18 protein-coding genes and 1 tRNA gene are annotated in these 19,035 nt (G+C 54.8%); 14 read left to right on the top strand and 5 right to left on the bottom strand.

What is annotated here, in order from left to right:
* Positions 1–323 precede the first annotated feature (323 nt).
* From C4318_01805 to secG, 10 genes are all read left to right on the top strand, one after another.
* Positions 324–701 (top strand): hypothetical protein, encoded by a 378-nt coding sequence (locus C4318_01805; GenBank protein ID MER3453879.1) that lies wholly within the window; start codon positions 324–326, stop codon positions 699–701.
* Between the two features lie 422 nt (positions 702–1,123).
* Positions 1,124–1,366 carry a hypothetical protein gene (locus C4318_01810; protein ID MER3453880.1) on the top strand — a complete coding sequence of 81 codons (243 nt, stop codon included), beginning with the start codon at positions 1,124–1,126 and terminating at the stop codon, positions 1,364–1,366.
* A 133-nt stretch (positions 1,367–1,499) separates the two neighbouring features.
* Positions 1,500–1,769, top strand: a complete 270-nt coding sequence (locus tag C4318_01815) for a hypothetical protein (protein MER3453881.1) — start codon at positions 1,500–1,502, stop codon at positions 1,767–1,769.
* Between the two features lie 24 nt (positions 1,770–1,793).
* On the top strand, positions 1,794–3,872 hold the full coding sequence (locus C4318_01820) for an excinuclease ABC subunit UvrC (protein ID MER3453882.1): 2,079 nt from the start codon (positions 1,794–1,796) through the stop codon (positions 3,870–3,872).
* 16 nt (positions 3,873–3,888) lie between these two features.
* A complete protein-coding gene (locus C4318_01825) occupies positions 3,889–4,833 on the top strand; it encodes an RNase adapter RapZ (GenBank protein MER3453883.1) in 945 nt (314 codons plus the stop codon).
* A complete protein-coding gene (locus C4318_01830) occupies positions 4,830–5,747 on the top strand; it encodes a hypothetical protein (protein ID MER3453884.1) in 918 nt (305 codons plus the stop codon). Before C4318_01825 ends, C4318_01830 begins: the two co-directional genes overlap by 4 nt.
* 225 nt (positions 5,748–5,972) lie before the next feature.
* Positions 5,973–6,977, top strand: coding sequence for a type I glyceraldehyde-3-phosphate dehydrogenase (gap, locus tag C4318_01835; protein MER3453885.1), 1,005 nt, complete (start codon positions 5,973–5,975; stop codon positions 6,975–6,977).
* A 23-nt stretch (positions 6,978–7,000) separates the two neighbouring features.
* Positions 7,001–8,209 carry a phosphoglycerate kinase gene (gene pgk, locus C4318_01840; GenBank protein ID MER3453886.1) on the top strand — a complete coding sequence of 403 codons (1,209 nt, stop codon included), beginning with the start codon at positions 7,001–7,003 and terminating at the stop codon, positions 8,207–8,209.
* Between the two features lie 8 nt (positions 8,210–8,217).
* Complete coding sequence (locus C4318_01845; protein MER3453887.1) at positions 8,218–9,006, top strand: triose-phosphate isomerase; 789 nt, start codon at positions 8,218–8,220, stop codon at positions 9,004–9,006.
* 31 nt (positions 9,007–9,037) lie between these two features.
* Positions 9,038–9,277 (top strand): preprotein translocase subunit SecG, encoded by a 240-nt coding sequence (gene secG, locus C4318_01850; protein ID MER3453888.1) that lies wholly within the window; start codon positions 9,038–9,040, stop codon positions 9,275–9,277.
* A gap of 126 nt (positions 9,278–9,403) precedes the next feature.
* On the opposite strand, the gene C4318_01855 is transcribed toward secG, so the two are convergent.
* Complete coding sequence (locus C4318_01855; protein ID MER3453889.1) at positions 9,404–10,204, bottom strand: hypothetical protein; 801 nt, start codon at positions 10,202–10,204, stop codon at positions 9,404–9,406.
* Between the two features lie 220 nt (positions 10,205–10,424).
* Between C4318_01855 and C4318_01860 the strand changes: the two genes are divergently transcribed.
* Together C4318_01860 and cobD are read left to right on the top strand one after the other, a co-directional pair.
* Positions 10,425–10,512 (top strand) — tRNA-Leu (locus tag C4318_01860).
* 348 nt (positions 10,513–10,860) lie between these two features.
* Complete coding sequence (gene cobD / locus C4318_01865; GenBank protein ID MER3453890.1) at positions 10,861–11,628, top strand: cobalamin biosynthesis protein CobD; 768 nt, start codon at positions 10,861–10,863, stop codon at positions 11,626–11,628.
* 30 nt (positions 11,629–11,658) lie between these two features.
* On the opposite strand, the gene C4318_01870 is transcribed toward cobD, so the two are convergent.
* Entirely contained in the window at positions 11,659–12,429 is a 771-nt protein-coding gene (locus C4318_01870) for a lipase (GenBank protein ID MER3453891.1), read from the bottom strand.
* 9 nt (positions 12,430–12,438) lie between these two features.
* The gene (locus C4318_01875; GenBank protein MER3453892.1) at positions 12,439–13,908 is read right to left on the bottom strand and encodes an aldehyde dehydrogenase; all 1,470 of its coding nucleotides are present in this window, start codon (positions 13,906–13,908) and stop codon (positions 12,439–12,441) included.
* A gap of 402 nt (positions 13,909–14,310) precedes the next feature.
* Between C4318_01875 and C4318_01880 the strand changes: the two genes are divergently transcribed.
* Positions 14,311–15,684, top strand: coding sequence for an LLM class flavin-dependent oxidoreductase (locus C4318_01880; GenBank protein ID MER3453893.1), 1,374 nt, complete (start codon positions 14,311–14,313; stop codon positions 15,682–15,684).
* 50 nt (positions 15,685–15,734) lie between these two features.
* Here the strand turns inward: C4318_01880 and C4318_01885 are convergent, their stop codons facing one another.
* Both C4318_01885 and C4318_01890 read right to left on the bottom strand, forming a co-directional pair.
* Positions 15,735–16,421 carry a carboxymethylenebutenolidase gene (locus C4318_01885; protein ID MER3453894.1) on the bottom strand — a complete coding sequence of 229 codons (687 nt, stop codon included), beginning with the start codon at positions 16,419–16,421 and terminating at the stop codon, positions 15,735–15,737.
* Complete coding sequence (locus tag C4318_01890) at positions 16,414–17,109, bottom strand: hypothetical protein (protein MER3453895.1); 696 nt, start codon at positions 17,107–17,109, stop codon at positions 16,414–16,416. The genes C4318_01885 and C4318_01890 overlap by 8 nt, the downstream gene beginning before the upstream one ends.
* A gap of 279 nt (positions 17,110–17,388) precedes the next feature.
* On the opposite strand from C4318_01890, the gene C4318_01895 reads away from it, so the two are divergent.
* Entirely contained in the window at positions 17,389–18,942 is a 1,554-nt protein-coding gene (locus tag C4318_01895) for a citrate synthase/methylcitrate synthase (GenBank protein ID MER3453896.1), read from the top strand.
* Positions 18,943–19,035 lie beyond the last annotated feature (93 nt).

The following is a 19,035-nucleotide window of genomic DNA, read 5'->3' on the forward strand; positions in this document are numbered from 1 at the left end:
CTCGGCAACCATCGCGAGGTGTCTGGAACCCCAGGGCTTCAGGGTGACTCTGACAGAAACCTGCGTTACTTGGTGGTCGTCTAGAAATCTTGTCGCTCGTGAGGGTAAGCCACCGCCACACCTGGTACGATCGGTAACCATTTTCTTTGGCACCGACTGCACGGCCCGCAAGCTGTCGAGCGTCCGGGTGGACATATACGTTGACCGACAGTGGGTGGCGGACGAAAGGCAAGGATACGCTGTCAAGTTAATCCGGGGCGAGGTAAACGTACTGCTTGGGATAGGTCCCGCATGTCGGGCGGCGGCCCAATACGGCCCAATACATGGGGAACACGTCGCGCGAGGTGCTTCTCGCAGAACATGCCACCACGGCCACTATCATGCAAAATCCTTACGCAGGCTGGGAGGCAAGGATAGCCACATGGTCGAACAACCCATACGGCACATCCACTACCTACTTTTACTTGACCAACACCCACGGAGATGTAGTCGCACTAGAGCTCTACTACCTGAGAGCTAGGTGGTACGACCCAGGCACTGGGAGGTTTTTGTCGAGGGATCCTATGGCAGGTATGGTCAAACACCTAGCGAGTGTTAACCGTCAGTTGTATGGGGCACGCGCCTCATCATCTACGATAGATCCATCTGGAATGGCGTCGAGGAATACGTCACGACTCCGGCAAGCCGAAAACGCGTGCTGATCACGGTTTGGCGAGGCCGACTGGTGGATCGGGCTGATTGCCATGGTAACCTTTCCGGAGTGGAGCAATCCGTTTCGCGTGGATGTCCAGTGGCGGAATTACCGACCGCCCCGTTGGGGTCGTCACTCGACGGATGGGGACGGCATCATCTATCTGTCAAACCTACTGCGGGTGTCGCCTATCTGGGAATTAGGGGTGTACTGTAGGCAAGCGGTGCGCATTGGAATGCGAATGCCGACTCGCTCTTAGGCTCTGTTTCACGAGGCCACCCACATGTATTTCCGGGACCCCGGAAATGTCTTGTGGGATCCCTTTGGCGAAAACGAGCCCGCGATCGAAGGTCGAGCGAAGGCCGGCGCGGCCACACTTCTGTTCGTCTCTTTAGCCCAGCCAGGAGTTGGTCACACCGTCGTTGGTGTGGCATGGCTGCTCGCAGGAGGGTGGGGGCTGGTGTTGTTGTTCTTAAGCTTGCCTGCGCCCTTAGATTCTTTTACTTCGTCATGCCGCGGTTTCTTGCTGTACAGGCATTCTTCGAATCGGGAGGCGATCCCTTGGCCATGCCGCCCAAGCTACCCCTGCTTGTCTACGGAGCAGCTCTCTCGGTACTAGGTGGGGTGATGGCCATGCTCCACGCCAGGCACTCAGCCCTCGCCCGGTCGGGATAGAAGACCCGAGCTACTGTCTGACGCCTGGATGCTAGGACCGATACGACCGAAAGAGTAATCACTTCATTCGAAGCGAAGTTCCGCGGATAGCCTAGACAGGAGGCCCGAAGGGGCTGGTTTTGGCGGATCGAGCATGAAAGGCGCCGGGGAAGACGACACCGAGGCGAAAGTGCGTCGGAACCCAGAATCTCGCTTCGACGTGGGCGGCGTTGCGCGGGGGCTCGACATCATGGTGGGGAAGAGCTCGAGGAAAAGCTTGACGGGAGAGCTCGGGGTAAACGGGGCCAGGAGAAGGGGAGCCAAAGAGCCAAGGACCCGACGAGCCGAGTTGCTGAGGACCCGAAGAGCCAATGAGCCGAGGACCCCGGGAGCAGAGCAGCCAAAGAGCCGAGTAGCAGTCTAGGGCTTCGCTGGGAAGAGGTGCGCCGTGCTAGATCGAGTCGATTTGGATCTCGTTCCTGACTCGCCGGGCATCTACGTGTTCAAGGACGCCTCGGGTACTTCTATATACGTGGGCAAAGCCAAGTCTTTGAGGAATCGCTTGGCAACTTACTTTCAATGTCCAACAGGAGGGAACCACAAAACCGCCTCGATGTTGGAAGAGGCTGAAACAGTCGAGTGGACCGTTGCATCTAGCGAGGCAGAAGCCATCCTTCTCGAGTACAACCTGATTCAAGAGCATCGTCCTCGCTACAACATTAGGCTCAAGGACGACAAGAGCTTCCCCTATCTAGTCGTTTCGGCATCGGAGGAATGGCCGAGGGTTTTCGTGGGACGGGGCCGACCCAAGAAGGGCTTTAGATATCTAGGTCCTTTCGCCAGGGCACACGCCGTCCGTGAAACCCTCGATCTTCTGCGCAAGGCCTTTCCAATAAGAACGTGTACCAACGTACAGTTCAAAGAACACCAGATGCTGGGAAGGCCCTGCCTCTACTACGACATCAAGCTGTGTGCAGGCCCTTGTATTGGAGCAATAGACGCGGACGAGTACCGCGCTCTAGTGGCGGGGTTTTGCAAAGCGGTGATTGGAGGACACCGCAAGATTGCTGCCGAGCTCAAGCGGCTGATGTGGGAGGCTGCTGACGCTGAGCAGTATGAGAAGGCAGCTTTGTACCGCAACCGTCTTGAAGCCTTAGAAAAGGTGGCGGAGCGCCAGCAAGTCCTCACAGCTAAGTCGCCCTCTTTCGACGTAGTCGGCATAGCGCGGGACGAGTTACGTGGCCGGGTAGAGGTATTCAGGGTGAGAAATGGCGCTCTCAGAGCTCGTCACGGATACCTAGTAGACATCGAACGGGAGGTTTCTGACGAAGAGCTCATGGGAGAGGTCCTAACCGAACTGTATGGGAGCGCCGTAATCAAAAGCATTCCGCTTTCGGACGGAGTAGCTAGTGGTAGTCCTGCCCGCAATCGAAGCGCCGATGTTCAAGAGATGTCAGAAGGATTGGATGGACGCGACTCCTATGCAGATGGTACGAGGCTTCCCGGGGAGGTTCCCTCCGAAATCGTCGTGTCGGTGCTGCCGGAGGGCAAGGACTCTCTTGAGGAGTTTCTTGGGCAGATGACGGGCTCGGGGGTGTCGATAAAAACACCGAGGGGCAAGGGCAGGCGAGATCTGATGGAGCTGGTCTTGGCCAACGCTAAGGAGGCGTTCCAGCGCTTTAAGCTTGAGCGGGCTGCTGATCACAACGCTCGATCGAGAGCCCTCCTCGAGTTGCAGCAGGCCCTGGAGCTAAACGAACCTCCTCTAAGGATCGAGTGCTTCGACATCTCGAACACTGGTGCCACCGAGGTGGTGGGCTCTATGGTCGTCTTCGAGGACGCGCTGCCGCGCCCCGCTGCATATCGCAAGTTCAAGATAAAACAAGTACCAGGACAAGACGACTTTGCCTCTATGAAAGAGGTTTTGTCTAGGCGACTGGCACGCCTCGACAAGCCAGGAGAATCGAGCCAAAAGGCTTCGAGGTACAGGCCTGGTCTGCTTTTGATCGACGGCGGACCGGGGCAGCTCCGAGCTGCCCTAGAGGCAATGCAAGAGAGTGGTGTGAGCGACATTCCGGTTGCGGCACTCGCGAAGCGCTTCGAAGAGGTGTACTTGCCCGGGCGTGCTGAACCCGTAGTCATAGATCGACGATCGGAGGCGCTGTTCCTTCTCCAACGCATAAGGGACGAAGCACACAGAGTAGCTATTTCCTATCACCGAAGGCGCAGAGGCGAGCGAGTCAAAAAATCTATCCTTGAGGAGGTTCCTGGACTCGGACCCAAACGAGCTCGAAAAATCCTAGCGGTCTTCGGATCCCTGGAGAGTTTGGTCGGAGCAGATCCGGAAGAAGTAGCTAAGCGGGCCTCAATTCCATTAGGTGTGGCACGGGAGGTCGTTCTGCGAATACAAGGAAGACCAGTCGACACGTTGGAAGCCGATGACGACAGCGAGTCTTTAGAGTTTTTAGAAAAGCACGAGCGCACGGATAGAAACGAGCACCGAGATCGAAACCGAAATCCCGAATGACACTGCCCGATCGCCCATGAGTAACGACAGTAGCTCTAAAGAAGCCGATTTCAGGGCTGTTCCCAACCTCACCATCATTACCGGAATGTCGGGGGCAGGCCGCTCCACTATGGCCAAATGTCTCGAAGACATGGGCTACTTCGTGATTGACAACTTGCCGCCGAGCCTCATCCCCAAAGTAGTCGAGCTGGGCATGCAAGGCGCCATGCCAGCCCAGAAGCTCGCTCTCGTAGTGGATGCCCGCGGAGGGCAGGTCTTCGATGAGCTACTCGAAAGCCTAAAATCGCTAAGCAAATCCGGAGTCGAGCACCACGTTGTGTTTTTGGATGCCTCGACTGATGCATTGGTTAGGCGCTTCGAGGAGGTACGCCGTCCTCATCCGCTCGAGCCGGAGGCAAGGGTCTACGAGGCAATAGAGGCCGAGAGAAAGATTTTGGAACCCCTTCGAGAAGCCGCCGATTTGGTGATCGACACATCGGATCTCACTCCTCATGAGCTGCGCAGAAAGATTTATGCTTTGTTCGAAGGTGCCGAGGCGTCCCGCCTCCCCGTTCTTTCGGTAGTTTCGTTCGGGTACAAATACGGAATTCCGATCGATTCTGACATGGTCTTCGACTGCAGGTTCATGCCCAACCCACACTGGGTGAGGGAACTGAGACCCCTTCCCGGGACGGACGAGGATGTGCGTGAGTACGTGTTATCGCACGAAGCGGCCAAGCGCTTTCTCCATCACCTAGAAGAGCTGATCGCATTTTTGATGCCCCATTTTATAGAGGAAGGGAAGTCGCATCTGACTATAGCTCTCGGGTGCACAGGTGGACGCCACAGGTCTGTGGTGATGGCAGAAGCTTTGGCCAAAAGCATAGAGAAGCAGGGAATTGATGTGAAGGTGTATCACCGGGATCTCTGGAAGACGGCTATGGCACCTGCCTTCGGCGAAGAGGGGGACTCCTCCGCATGAGCGAGAAAAAACAGGGTCCGCACGTGGTGGCAATAGGCGGGGGGCGGGGGCTGGCCACTGCCTTAAGGGCAGCAAGGAGATACGCAGCAGACATTACCGCAGTAGTGTCGGTAGCCGACGACGGTGGTTCTTCCGGTCTGCTCTCCGCAGCGTATGGGCTTGTGGCGCCTGGGGACCTCCGTAAGTGTCTTGTTGCCCTCGCTGCCGAGAATCACATTGCAGCGGACGTATTTGAGTATCGATTCGATGCAGGACCGCTGGGTGGGCACTCGGTGGGCAACGTTGTCATTGCTGGTCTCGAAGCGGTATGCGGAGGAATTCTTCCGGCGCTCGAGGCCTGTACCTCACTTCTTGGATGCGCGGGTAGAGTTCTCCCCGTTTCCACCCAACGAATGCAGCTCGAAGCAGAATTAGAGGGCGGTGACATCGTTAGAGGTCAGGCACATATCACGGCGCAAGCAACGAGGATTCGCAGAATACGGATACATCCCTTTGATTCGAAGCCGGCCCCGGGTGTTCTCGAGGCAATTACCGCTGCAAATCAGGTAATAATCGGTCCGGGATCGCTCTATACGTCGGTGATCCCGCCGCTACTGGTTGAAGGTGTTCGCGAGGCAGTTTCAGAGAGTCGGGCTCTCAAGGTTTACGTTTGTAATCTCATGGGTCAGAGAGCTGAGAGCGTAGGATTGACAGCTGTAGACCATTACCGGGCCCTAATAGAGCACGGGATCTGCTGTGATGTTTTGCTTTACCACCCATGGGGAAGAGATGCGCCTGAGGGGGCGGTTCTTGAAGGAAACCTGACTACCCTGGGGCATGAGACAAAGGCTGTGGCGTGCTATCTGGCGGACTCGTCCGATCCGTCTTCGCACGACCCGCTGGCCCTAGCGACGGCCCTCTCTAATCTTGGATAGAGAGCTAGGTATGCCTTGTTTTCCTGATGAAAAGCGGAGTCTCCTCGGAGGCGTTGCAGCCGCGGCCTTCGATGGTGTAGTAATGCAGCAACACCAAACGAGTTAGTACCCTTCAAGCCAGTTATTTTGACAGATGAGATAAGAGTCGAGCCGAGCGACTTTGCTTCTTTTGCTCCTTAAGAAGCAAAGACAGTACCACAGGACTAGCAAAAGCAGGAGTAGGAGATGAGCGTTAGGGTTGGAATCAATGGGTTTGGGCGAATCGGTCGGAATTTCTACAGGGCTGCCGTATCGAAGGAGGTCGACTTTGAGGTCGTGGCGGTGAACGACATTACCGACTCGGCTACCCTTGCCTACCTTCTCAAGTACGACTCAGTGTTGGGTCCTCTCGACGCGGAGATCAAAGCCTCTGACGATGAGATCACAGTAGGAGGCCGCTCGCTAAAAGTGTTGTCACAGAGAGATCCAGCTTCCTTGCCGTGGCGGGAGTTGGGCGTCGATGTAGTGGTTGAGTCTACGGGGCTCTTCGTCGACAGGGACAATGCTTCAAAGCACCTAGATGCCGGGGCGCGATGGGTCATAATCTCAGCTCCGGCCAAAAGTCCTGACTACACCGTGGTTTTGGGGGTGAACGACTCGGGTCTTGATCTCGACAAACATAAGGTGATCTCGAATGCTTCCTGTACTACAAATTGCATTGCTCCTATGGTCAAGGTGCTACAGGACGCATTTGGGATCGAGTGGGGGTTCATGACTACAACCCACGCTTACACGAACGACCAGAGACTTCTGGACCTTCCCCATAAAGACCTCCGGCGGGCCAGAGCCGCGGCGCTCAACATAATCCCCACTACCACGGGAGCCGCTAGGGCTCTGGGCGAGGTTATCCCAGAGGTCAAGGGAAAGCTGGATGGTATTGCTATGCGAGTGCCCGTGCCGGACGGCTCGGTAACAGATTTTGTCGCCCAGCTTAGGGCCGAGGTATCAGTGGAAGATGTCAATGCAGCATTTAGAGAGGCTGCATCGGGTAGCTTACGTGGGCTCGTCCAGTATTCCGAGGATCCGGTGGTCTCTTCCGACATTGTTGGAAATCCTCACTCCTGTGTCTTCGACTCCGGCCTCACGATGGCAATGGGCCGAAGCGTGAAGGTGTTCGGATGGTATGACAACGAGTGGGGGTACTCTATGCGCCTTGTCGATCTCGTAGAGAAGATTGCAACGTCGCGGTGACGCTTTCATCCACGCTTCCCAGGATCGAAAGCCTCGATCTCACGACCAAAGGGGAGCGGCCTACAAGGGCTCTCGTACGGGTCGATTTCAACGTTCCAATAGTGCAAGGCCAGGTCAGCGACGACCTCAGAATAATAGAGGCAGCCCGCACGATCGAGTGGCTGCTGCGGCGCGACGTGACGGTCGTTCTCTGCTCGCACTTGGGAAGACCGAAAGGAAAGCCCGATCCGAAGCTTTCCTTGTCGGCGCTGGTGCCAAAGCTGGCCGAGGTGTTTGGAAAGCGGGTGAATCTCGCACCCCTTCCCCCCTCAACAGAGGCGTCCAAGGTCGTTGAAGAGGCAGGAGTCGGAAGCATCGTCTTGTTAGAAAACGTGAGGTTCGATCCGCGCGAGGAAGCCGGTGACGAAGAGTTTGCTTTAGAGCTTGCTTCGTTGGCAGATGTCTACGTGAACGAGGCTTTTTCGGTATCGCATAGGCCACACGCCTCCATAACTGGGGTGCCAAAGTTTCTGCCGTCAGCAGCGGGATTTGGCCTGTTGCACGAGGTATGCATGCTTTCGAGGCTTTTCGCGCCACAGGAACGTCCCTACGTAGCTGTACTTGGAGGGGCCAAGGTAAAGGACAAGATTGGCGTGGTCTCTGCCTTGTTGGACAAGGTTGACGAGATATGCATAGGCGGAGGCATGGCAAACACCTTTCTAGCGGCGAGGGGTCTACGTGTCGGAGGAGCCGATGTAGAGGAGGCACAGCTGGCTGCTGTGCGAGCGACCATGGAAGCTGCAAACACCAAAAGAAAGGTCGTCCACCTTCCAAGCGATGTGGTTGCAGCACAGCGTTTTGACAAAGACGCTTCTTACGAAATCTTTGAGGTAGACTCTGTGCCTTCAGACTGGATTCCATTAGATATTGGTCCGGAAACGGCGAGACAGTACGCGGATGCGATAAAGGCAGCTGGCACTGTCTTTTGGAATGGACCAATGGGGGTGTTCGAATGGAATGCATTCGCTGCGGGTACCTTTGCAATAGCGGAGGCAGTAGCAGCGTGCAATGGTTTTACTGTCGTCGGAGGCGGTGACACGGCATCCGCGCTGAAGGCATGTGGACACGTCGCCGACGTGAGTCATGTATCCACGGGCGGAGGTGCCTCATTGGAGTTTGTGAGGGACGAGGATCTTGTCGGACTTCGTGCGCTGAGAGAAGTTCGCCAGGCTAGGAAAATCGATCGAGGCTGAAAGAAGAGATGGGTGTGAAGCGCGGAAAGCGGCCACTGATTGCGGGGAACTGGAAAATGAACTTGAACCACCTAGAGGCGATAGAGGTGGTACAGAAACTCTCGTACAACCTTGACCCCTCTGACTACGAAGAAGTCGAGGTCGTAATCTGCCCACCATTCACCGCACTGAGAAGCGTTCAGACTGTCATCGACGCCGACAAGCTGAAATTCGGCCTCGGGGCACAGAACTGTCACTGGCAGCAAAAGGGGGCCTTCACCGGTGAAATATCGCCTTCCATGCTGAAAAAGCTGGATGTTTCTTACGTGATCGTTGGGCACTCGGAGAGAAGACAGCTATTTGGCGAGGGTGACGAGGAGGTAGCCAAGAAAGCGAGGGCTGTTCGAGACCAGGAGATGACGCCGATCATCTGTGTGGGGGAAACGCTCGAGCAAAGGGGAAAAGGCCGTACCGAAGAGGTTGTGAGCGCCCAAACGAAAGCGGGCATCTCGAGATTGTCCGCGGACGAGGCATCGTCCGTTGTTATTGCATACGAGCCTGTCTGGGCCATTGGTACAGGGCGTAATGCCACACCCGACGAGGCCGGTGAGGTAGTTGCGAAGATCAAAGAAGAGGCTGAAAAAAAATTTGGGTCGGCAGTAAGTGATATAAGGGTTCTTTATGGGGGAAGTGTCAAGGCCTCTAACATAGCGGGCTTTGTATCTCACCCTCTCATAGATGGAGCTTTGGTCGGGGGGGCGAGTCTTGATCCGGACGAGTTTGGAAGGATCGTGCGGTATTCGAGACCACCTAGATAATGAGAGTGCATATAGGATCTAGGTTGCAATCATGAACATATTGAAGATCCTTGTTATATCGGTACATGTTGTTGCCGCCGTATTGTTGATACTGCTCATCTTGTTGCACTCGGGTCGAGGTGGCGGTCTCTCTGACATGATCGGGGGCTCCTCTTCGAGTTCGCTGGCAGGTTCCACTGTGGTGGAGAGGAATCTTGACCGCATTACGGTGGTCACCGCGGTGGCGATGTTTTTTACCACCGTCGCTCTAGTTATGTTGATGCGAGCCTAGCCCCGCACCTGAAAGACCATTCCGCATAGCGGCCAACATCGACGAAGTCGGACGATGGGGTCATGGGGTGGATTGCCCACTAAAAGAAAGACCTCGGTGTCCTGAACAAGTCACAGTTTTCTCGCTTCAATGCTCCGGTGAGCGAAAAGATACCAACAGATAAGAGCTGAAGTGGCGAGATTGGAGAGCATCGGCTGTTGGTATTTTTCTAAGCAACTTTCCCGTTCTCGTTAGCAAATAGCCGACGATAGAGCGGCGTTTCCAGTTGTAAAGGTTTGGATCGAACCCGCCCGTATATGTGAAATCGACTGGCACTAGCCCGCCCTTTTTTCCTAGCACGAAAAGTGCTCTCGGGCTCATAACGGAGGTGTTGTGGTAATTGAGCCACTTGGTGTCGAGGAGCTTCTGGAAGAAACCCGACAGTCCCCTGTAATTCGGGACTCCTATTAGGATTAGGCCGCCCGGTTTTGCGAGCCAACGGTGGACTTCGATTATGGCGCTTGGATCTTCGAAGTGCTCTACAAGGCCAAGTGAAAGTACGCAATCAAAACTTTGACCGAGATCGCTTTGTTTTTCAGGAAGCTGGAGAGCGTCAGCCTCGTATATGACCGCATCAATCCCCAAAACTTCAAGGTTCCGTCGAGTTATTTCTCCCGCTCGGGGGGCCGATTCGATGCCAGCGACGGAAAAGCCGAGGCGGTGGAAGAATTCGAGCCATCTCCCGGGCGCACAGCCGATTTCGACAAGGGATTTTCCTTGTGGCGACCCGAGATTAGTGAGAAGCCGGCGCTGTATCTCTCCGGCAAGACTGCGCGTAGCTGGGTCTGCGAGGTCGAGGGTGACGGGAAGCGACACCGACGACCAGTACTCGTCCCAAAATGTCTCGTCAGTGAGCCGACCTTCGTGAATTGTCATGCAGTACATCATGATCTATTGAAACTGTTCGGGCTATTGAAACGAAAGGAGCCCAAACGGCGGCCGAAACGATCTAAAAGGACCGGTAGAACGAGACCTCTGTCACCAGCGATTTCGCCCGAGAGCAACGGTTGCCTTGAAAAGCGTTGAGGCATACTGCTGGAATCGGAAATTATTGTTTCCCGGTTTGTATGTATTTGGGATGGTGTTGGTCAGTAATCGCTGTGGCGATGTCGGAGTGGCGGAATAGGCAGACGCGCTAGGTTGAGGGCCTAGTCCGGGATAACCGGGTGGGGGTTCAAGTCCCCCCTCCGACACTACTCCCTCTAGCCGTGTAGATCCCGCGCTGCTCGAGGGATCCACCTGTGGGGTCGTGGAGGCTCCAGGGGATAAACACGGTGAGTGCCTCAGAGAAAAGTTGAATTTGTTTCGTGAAGTCGAAACACCAATATTGCTCATTCCATCTGCGTTGACACTTCATGGCTTAGTGTTGGCATGGTGGGCATGAGTGTTGTGACTTCCTAACATCAATAAACCGAGGTAAATAAGAAATCCGTGTTTTCGATAAATTAGTTCGCCAATTCAAGCACAGTGTGCTTGCCAGCGACAATTCTGCATAGAAGTCATACCAGTACACAATTAGGGAATGTTTTGAATGAGATCATCGATTGCGATTGGAATTTTGGGAGGCTGGGTTGCAGTTGGATGTCGTTCTAAGATCCAGGCCGTATGCGAGGATTGCGTACGCAACTGTGGTCACGTGGGTGGCACTGGGTGGTAAGTCGCTAGCTGCCGAGGCTAAGCACTTAGCCGATGCAGTAGGCAATCATGATCTTGCGACAGCGCGTGTGGTGGCCTCGGCTTTAGTAGGACGGGACTCTTCTGATCTGGACGCCTCGGAGTTGTGTCGCGCTGCTGTGGAGTCCGTAGCCGAGAATACCGCCGATGCGGTGGTGGGACCTCTACTCTGGGGAGCGATCGCTGGACCCACTGGAGTGGTCATCTACCGAGCAGTCAACACTCTAGATGCCATGGTGGGTCATCGAAGTTCTCGCTACGAGCGCTTCGGCTGGGCAGCAGCAAACTTTGATGACTTGCTTACCTGGCCAGCTGCCCGGCTGGGAGCGACTCTCTCAGTGGCTCTTGCAGCTTTTGTGGGCGGAGATGTCTGGCGGGCGTGGCGAACGCTCGCGCGCGATGGGCATCGACACCCTAGTCCTAATGCCGGCTATTTGGAGGCGGCCTTTGCTGGGGCATTTGGTATCCGGCTAGGAGGACAGAACTGTTACGGAGACAGGGTGGAAAATCGACCGACTCTCGGAGATGGACCTTTACCTACTGCAGCAACAGTGCGCCAGGCAGCAGCGCTTTCTCGACTCGTAAGTGTGATTGCAACGGTACTTTGCGCTAGTCTCGCTTGGTGGCTCCGCCGCTAGGGAAATACATCCCCGCTGGGATTTCATTGTTCAGGAGCTCAAAATAGCCAGCACTCGGTCGAGTACTACGGAGTTGTTGAGCATCTCAAGATGGTGGATGCATGGCATCTCGACGTTGGTAGCACCTTCGAGCAAGCTAGACTCAGGGGGGTACACGAGGCCATCACACTTGGACCAAAGAGAGAAATACTTTGTGTCGCCTGGAGTCTCGTCTCCCGCATTTAGCTGCGACAACACACCAGACCCCGGCACCATTTCTTCGCATGCAATATCGTAGATTGCGCAAGTTTGTGCAAGCTGAGAACCATGATGAGGGCCTGCGATAGAGATGTATTTTCGAACCAAACCGGTACAGCTTAGAAACTTAAGGCAGTAACGACTCGAAAGCGTTCCCATTGAGAAAGCGACTACATCAACCTGTGGCGCGCCAGTATCTGAGAGCACTTGATTTATAAACTCCCCCAATTGTGTTGCTATGTCGCGGTTACTAGTCCTCGAATAATAATTGAATGCCTGAACTTTCTCTTGGGGATATCCGAAAGAAACAAGACGTTTTACAAGCTCAGAAAAATCTGAGGATTGACCATTCCATCCGTGAACCAAAACCACGGGAAGCACGGTGGAAAGAGGTTCCTTATTTACCTCGCCTGCTACCTCTCGCGTCTGTGGGTGCTTGCAGGCTGCAGTCACAGCCAGTAGGCCACAAGCGAGGACCGTTGCCAATTTCGGACCGCGAAATGATGGAAATTCCAAGTTATAAAGGGTTTTTCGAGAGTTTTGGTTACCCAACAACAGAGTCATACACACGTTTTACGCGCTGGGGCGCCGTATAACGAGCATTCGTGGCTCGGTCATCTCGTCGATGGCATATCGCACCCCCTCTCTTCCGATCCCAGATGCCTTTGTTCCTCCATAAGGCATGTGGTCGGCTCGGAACGAGGGGACATCTCCCACCACGACTCCACCGACTCGGAGTACTTCATGAGCCAAGAGCGCTCTTTCGATAACAGACGTAAAGATACCTGCTTGGAGGCCGTACTCAGAGCGATTGACAGCGTCTAGTGCTTCTTTGAAGGAGTCAAAGCGATTGAGGACGACTACCGGTCCGAACACTTCTTTACAGTAAAGCTCCTGATCCTCTGCGACGTCCGCGACTACAGCCGGAGTAACGAACGCGCCATGTCGTTCCCCTCCACACAGCACCTTGGCGCCGGCGGACACGGCTTTTTCAATCCACGAGCTAACCCTTATGGCATCGGCTTCAGATATGACGGGCCCGACGTCGGTCTTTTCGCTAGCCGGATCTCCAACTTGCAATCTGCGAACGCGGTCTACTAATGCATCGGAAAATTCTTCGTGTATCTGGGAGGCAACGAACACTCGCTGTACAGATATGCAGCTCTGTCCTGCCTGATAGTATCCTCCGAAAGCGATCCGTTCGACAGCCCTGTCGAGATCGGCCGTTTCGTCAACGATGCACCCCGCATTGCCACCCAACTCGAGGAGGACGCGCTTGCGCCCGGCTTTCGATTTGAGGTGCCAGCCCACCTCGGCTGACCCAGTAAACGACAAAAGGGCGAAGCTGTCGTCCGCTACGAGCTGTTCTGCATCGCGGGATTGGGCGGGAAGGATCGAAAAGCCGCCGCGGGGAAGTTCTGTCTCCGCGAGGATCTTTCCAAGCATTAACGCTGAAACGGGCGCATAAGAGGCAGGTTTGAGTACAAACGCACAGCCGGCTGCTATGGCAGGCGCCACTTTGTGGGCGACGAGATTTAGAGGAAAGTTGAATGGAGTAATGAAAACGCAAGGACCTACTGGAAACTGCCGCCAAAGGCCGAAGTAGCCTTCGTAGCGGGGTGTACGTGCCATTTCGACGACCTCTCCCTTGACACGAACCGACTCCTCCGCGGCGACGGTGAAAGTTTCAATAGCGCGAGCTACCTCCGTTCGCGCGTCCTTCACGGGCTTTCCTACTTCCTTGACAAGGGCATGTACGAACTCGTGCGCACGATCCTGGATGCGATCAGCGATGTGAAGTAGGATCTGGCGGCGCTGCCATGGAGAAATGGATGCCATAGCTGTGGCTGCTTGAAAAGCCGCTCGAGCGGCTTGACGAAGGGCTTCTGGCTCGGCTTTAGGAACCCTGGAGTAGATACCCCCGCTGAACTTGTCCTTTACCTCCAGGTCGTAGTTAGATTCGTAGGCCTCGCCTGCGAGCCATGCGGGATGCTCTTTTAACGGCTGTTCCGATTCCGTAGGGCCATTCTGCGCTGTCGCAATCCGTTCTCTAAAGACATCCTGTCCTCGCGAATTGCAAGAACTCGTCACCTTTGCCCTCCTCTTTAGTGAAGCCCATTTCTTGAAACTCTCACATTTTCATAGATTTTTGTGAAACCTCGGCCATTGTGTGGCAAATGCCTTTCATGTTTGGGTGCGTCTCGTCGGCAGCTACACCAGTGTTTTGCTCTAGCGGAACGCTGCAGGCTCTGTTGTGCGTTTCGTCACGAATGCCATTTACGAAGCCAAGTAAACTCGCGGGTAACAAAGCAATTTGCGATGTGAGCAATAGGGGCTGGCGAGGAGCGGCTGGCCCGCTACTACTCAATCTAGCTAGCGATTCGATTTGTAGTAGGGATGTACTGAAGCGCCATTGCAAAACTTATCTCGACAGGGGGCGACCACATGAAAATAGGAATCTTTTATGAACACCAGCTTCCGAGACCGTGGGAAGAACGTAGCGAGTATGAGATACTCCAGGATGCCCTCGAAGAGGCAGAGCTTGCAGACAGTTTGGGTATTGACTATTTCTGGGAAGTAGAGCACCACTTTCTGGAGGAGTACTCGCACTCTTCGGCGCCTGAAGTTTTCTTGGCGGCAGTTTCACAGCGTACCAAAGAGATCCGGCTGGGCCACGGAATCGTACTAATGCCCCCACCATTCAACCATCCGGCTCGCGTAGCCGAGCGCATTTCAATGTTGGATTTACTCTCTGGGGGCCGTGTTGAGTTCGGAACTGGCGAGTCCTCTTCAGAAGCCGAGCTAGGCGGGTTTCTCATCGATCCCGCAGAAAAGCGGGAAATGTGGCAAGAGGGTGTGACAGTCGCGCTACGGTGCATGACCGAGGAGCCTTTTACCGGTTTTTCAGGAAGATACGTGACCATGCCGCCGAGGAATGTCATTCCCAAGCCCCTGCAGAAGCCGCACCCTCCCGTATGGGTAGCATGCTCTAGGCGAGACACGATAGCGCTGGCGGCCCGAATGGGAATCGGTGCTCTTTCTTTTGCCTTTGTCGACTCGGACGAATCAAAACGATGGGTGGATGACTACTACTCGATTTTGGGAACAGAGGGTAAGCCTATAGGCGATGCGGTCAATGCAAACATTGCATGTGTCACGACGTTTATGTGCTGTGAAAGAGAAGAGGAAGCCTTGGAAAAGGGCCTAGAAGGCGCTAACTTCTTTGGATACTCGCTAGCTCACTACTACATATTCGGCGAGCATCGGCCCGGTCGCACGAACGTGTGGGAGGAGTTTTTGAAGAAGCGTGCGCAGGCGGGTTATTCGCCCGAGGCTGTTCGCGCAGCCAAAGATAACACCGACCGGCTGGGAGCCAAGATCGTTGAACAAGGAGGAACGTCGGGTCTCAGAGGAGCTGTCGGCACTCCGGAGCAAGTACGGGAATACTTACGCACATATGAAGCGGTCGGGGTCGATCAGCTGATTTTGGTGAGTCAGGCTGGGAAGAACAAGCACGAAGACATTATGGAGAGTCTCGAATTGTTTGGCCGAAAGGTCTTGCCTGAGTTCAAGGAGCGGGATGAGAAGCTTCAGGTGGAAAAGGCTAAGCGTTTGGGGCCGATGATCGAGAAAGTCATGTCACGAAAGCGTCCCGATGACCATCCTCCGCTCCCATCGGAGGACTACTCGTTCCCGGCTATTCCTCGGGCAATGCTGGAGCGTTCTGGGTCCGATGCCTTTTTCGAGTTTTTAGAAAGGATGGCCGAGAAGACAGCTACCGGAAGGATTCTAGACGCTTCCGATCTCGGCATTCCCTAATCGAGCCAACATCCGGGCGATGGCGTGAGCGTGCAGCACCCATAAAGCGGCTAGAGGAGATTTTTACGCAAGAACTCCAGAGTCCGCTGCCATGACAGTTGAGCAGCCTCAGGGTCGTAAGAGTCTTCATTGCTATCGTTGAAGAAAGCATGGCGGGTTCGGGGGTAGAAGTAAAACTCCACTCGCTTTCCTAGAGCGTCCAATTTCGACTTTAGTGCTAGCGCTGCATCCTCGGAGGCCCACTGGTCGAATTCGGCGAAGTGACCTAAAACAGGGCAGACGATCTGCGAGTAATCGGGTTCTCCCCGGTAGGGGATGCCGTAGTAGACGACGCACGCGTCTAGTGGCCGCAGGGTCGCTAAATACAAGGAAAGAGCTCCTCCCATGCAAAAGCCGATCGATCCAATCTTCGGGGGATCGACGGATTCATGACTCCGTAGATAGTCGTAAGCGGTTTCCATGTCCCGGGAAGCCGATTGAATCTGCAAAGCCATCATTAGCTTAGAAGCCTCGCTCGGCTCTGTGGTTGTCTTGCCACCGTATAGATCCGGGGCAAGAGTTACGAATCCTTCTCGAGCCAACCTTTGCGCGACATCTTTGATATGCGGAACGAGACCCCACCACTCCTGGATTAATACCACTCCTGGGCCCCTTCCATCCGGAAGCGCCAAATACCCGCTTCCGGTCCTACCGTCTATCTCATACGAGACGGTTTCGCTGAAGACTATTTCAGCCATGGTCGGCTCCTTCGGCCTCACAGTGACCCGACTTAGCCACATCTACGCTGCCTTCTTGAGTATTTGCCGCCTGTCTCGTTGGAACGAGAGAATCCGAGTGTCGACTCTTGCCGCTTGAAAGCAGGTGGAACAACGTCGGAAGAAGCGAGAGTTTCGCGATTACGACGACGATAGGAAGAAGATACCGATCGATCGAGGGAACAGATTTCCCTAAGAAGTATCCTGCCGTGGGAACACCGATTGCCCAGAGAAAGCCCCCCACCACGTTGAATACCAAAAAGGTTCTGTAGGGCATCTCGGTGGCACCTGCCACCATAGGGGCCAATGTGCGGACGACCGGAAGAAAGCGAGCGAGGATTATCGTCTTACGACCGTGGCGCTCGTAAAAGCGAGTAGCTCTCTCGAGGTGGCGCCGCTTGAAAATTTTCGAGTCGTCTCGTTTGAACAGGGCAGGTCCGGTTCGCCGCCCGATACCGTATCCAACGTTGTCGCCGACTACGGCAGCCAAGAATCCCAGCACCAGAAGGGTCTCGATTGAAAATGCTTTTTGGGTTGCGGCGAACAGTCCTGCGGTAAAAAGGAGACTGTCACCGGGTAGAAGTATGCCAATTAGTAACCCGGACTCGGCAAAGATCGCTACGACGACCCCTATGAGTCCGAAAGTGTGAAGTATATAGTGAGGATCCAAAAACTGTTTCACCACTGGAAGGTATGAGAGTCTTCTGAGACGTTAGCAAGACATACTACACTGCCGGGTTCACATAGCCGGAAAGAGGAGCGAGCGTTTCTTGTTAGGGGCGGTATTTTGTCTGCTGGCTGAGCTGATTTCACCGGGCCAGCTTCTAGGGAAAGACAGCTCTTTCAGTGTTTGATGGTGGCGCATATACTTCGCGAGGGTTAGAGATCACAGCCTCTCGAGGCACGGCGCTTCAGTAGTAGACATTTGAGTAGTTCGCGGGGGTCGTAGATGGTAGATGGCGTAAAGACGCGCAGCGTATCGGACATCATGAGCTCGCCGGTTGTATCCGCAGCCAGGGACGAGACGATTGCAGAGATCTCTGCTCGCATGGCAAAGACGGGAGTAGGCTCGGTCATCGTTACCGAGGATGATAAGCCAGTAGGTATCTTAACCGAACGTGATCTGGTAAAGGTCGCAGCTGCTGGGGTCGATCCGGGCTCAGAACCTGTATCCAAGTGGATGACCCCGAGCCCCGATACAGTCAGGCCTGACCTAGAAGTTACGGAGGCATTTCGAAGCCTGGCGGAAAGAGGGTATAGACATATTCCTGTCGTGGACGATAGCGGGAAGCTGATCGGAATCGTATCTATGCGCGACCTGATGAAGATCGCTCAAATAAGGCCCGTGGAGGGACCCTCAGGGGAAGTTCCTAAGGGATTAGAGGGAGTCGTCGTGGCCGAGACCTCCATAGGCGACGTGCGGGGGATGGAAGGGTTCTTTCATTACCGGCAATACGATGCCGTGGAACTAGCGGACAAATGCAGCCTTGAGGAGGTTTGGTATCTGATACACGAGAAGCAGCTTCCTAACCGCAAGGAGCTGGCCGAGTTCTCGGGCAAAGTTGCACGCCTCAGAGACGTGACACCTAAGACCAGGGAGGCGCTTCCCCAAATCGCATCTGTTTCAGGAACGTCGCGCCTTCTTGACGGATTGCGCACCGCTTATTCGCTGATGGCTGCCGAGCTTGGTTATGCGCCTTGGCTCGACACTGATATAACGGAGCTTCGAGAGCAAGCTCTCAAGACTTGCGCTGCTTTTCCGACGATTCTGGTGAATCTATATCGTCTGGCTAGAGGAGAGGGGTACATAGAGCCTCGTCAAGATCTGCCGACTGCTGTCAACTACCTTTACATGCTTACGGGAAAGGAGCCAGATCCAGAAGAAGCCCGAGCCATTGAGCAGTACATGATCTTGACGGTTGACCACGGCTTCAACGCCTCGACTTTCACTGCCCGGGTCGTCACGTCCACTGGCGCGGATTTGGGTAGTGCAGTAGTTGCCGCTTTGTGCGCCCTCTCGGGACCACTTCATGGTGGTGCCCCTTCCAGGGTGGTCGACATGTTAGATGCCATCGGAAAGCCCGAGAACGCAGAGAAATGGCTTAGAGAGACTGTTTCAGCGGGGAAGCGTTTGATGGGGTTTGGGCATCGCGTATACAAAACCGACGATCCTCGTTCCGTGATGCTCAGAGCGATAGCGGAGCGATTGGGTGGCCCAAATGTCGAGTTTGCCAAGTATGTTGAGAAAAAAGCGGTAGAGGTGCTGAATGAGCTAAAGCCTGGGAGAAGGTTGTACACCAATGTCGAGTTCTACGCGGGCGTAGTCATGGACAGAGTCGGAGTCCCAAGGGAGATGTTCACGCCTACCTTTGCTGCCAGTAGAGTATTGGGTTGGACCGAACACGTAATCGAGCAAGCGATGGACAATCGTCTCATCCGCCCGGCGGCCTACTATATGGGACCACCTCCGCCCGAGCCTGTGCCCCCAATAGACGAGCGATAGGCCTCCAATTCAGATCCGATCAGATCCGATTCAGCCGCAAAATGTTTTCGATGTGAAATACAAAAGATGCCGTCCGGGTGGGAGTTGGCGGCC

It is taken from the genome of Acidimicrobiia bacterium (assembly GCA_040289475.1).
In the GTDB taxonomy this organism is placed as follows: Bacteria; Actinomycetota; Acidimicrobiia; order ATN3; family PSLF01; genus PSLF01.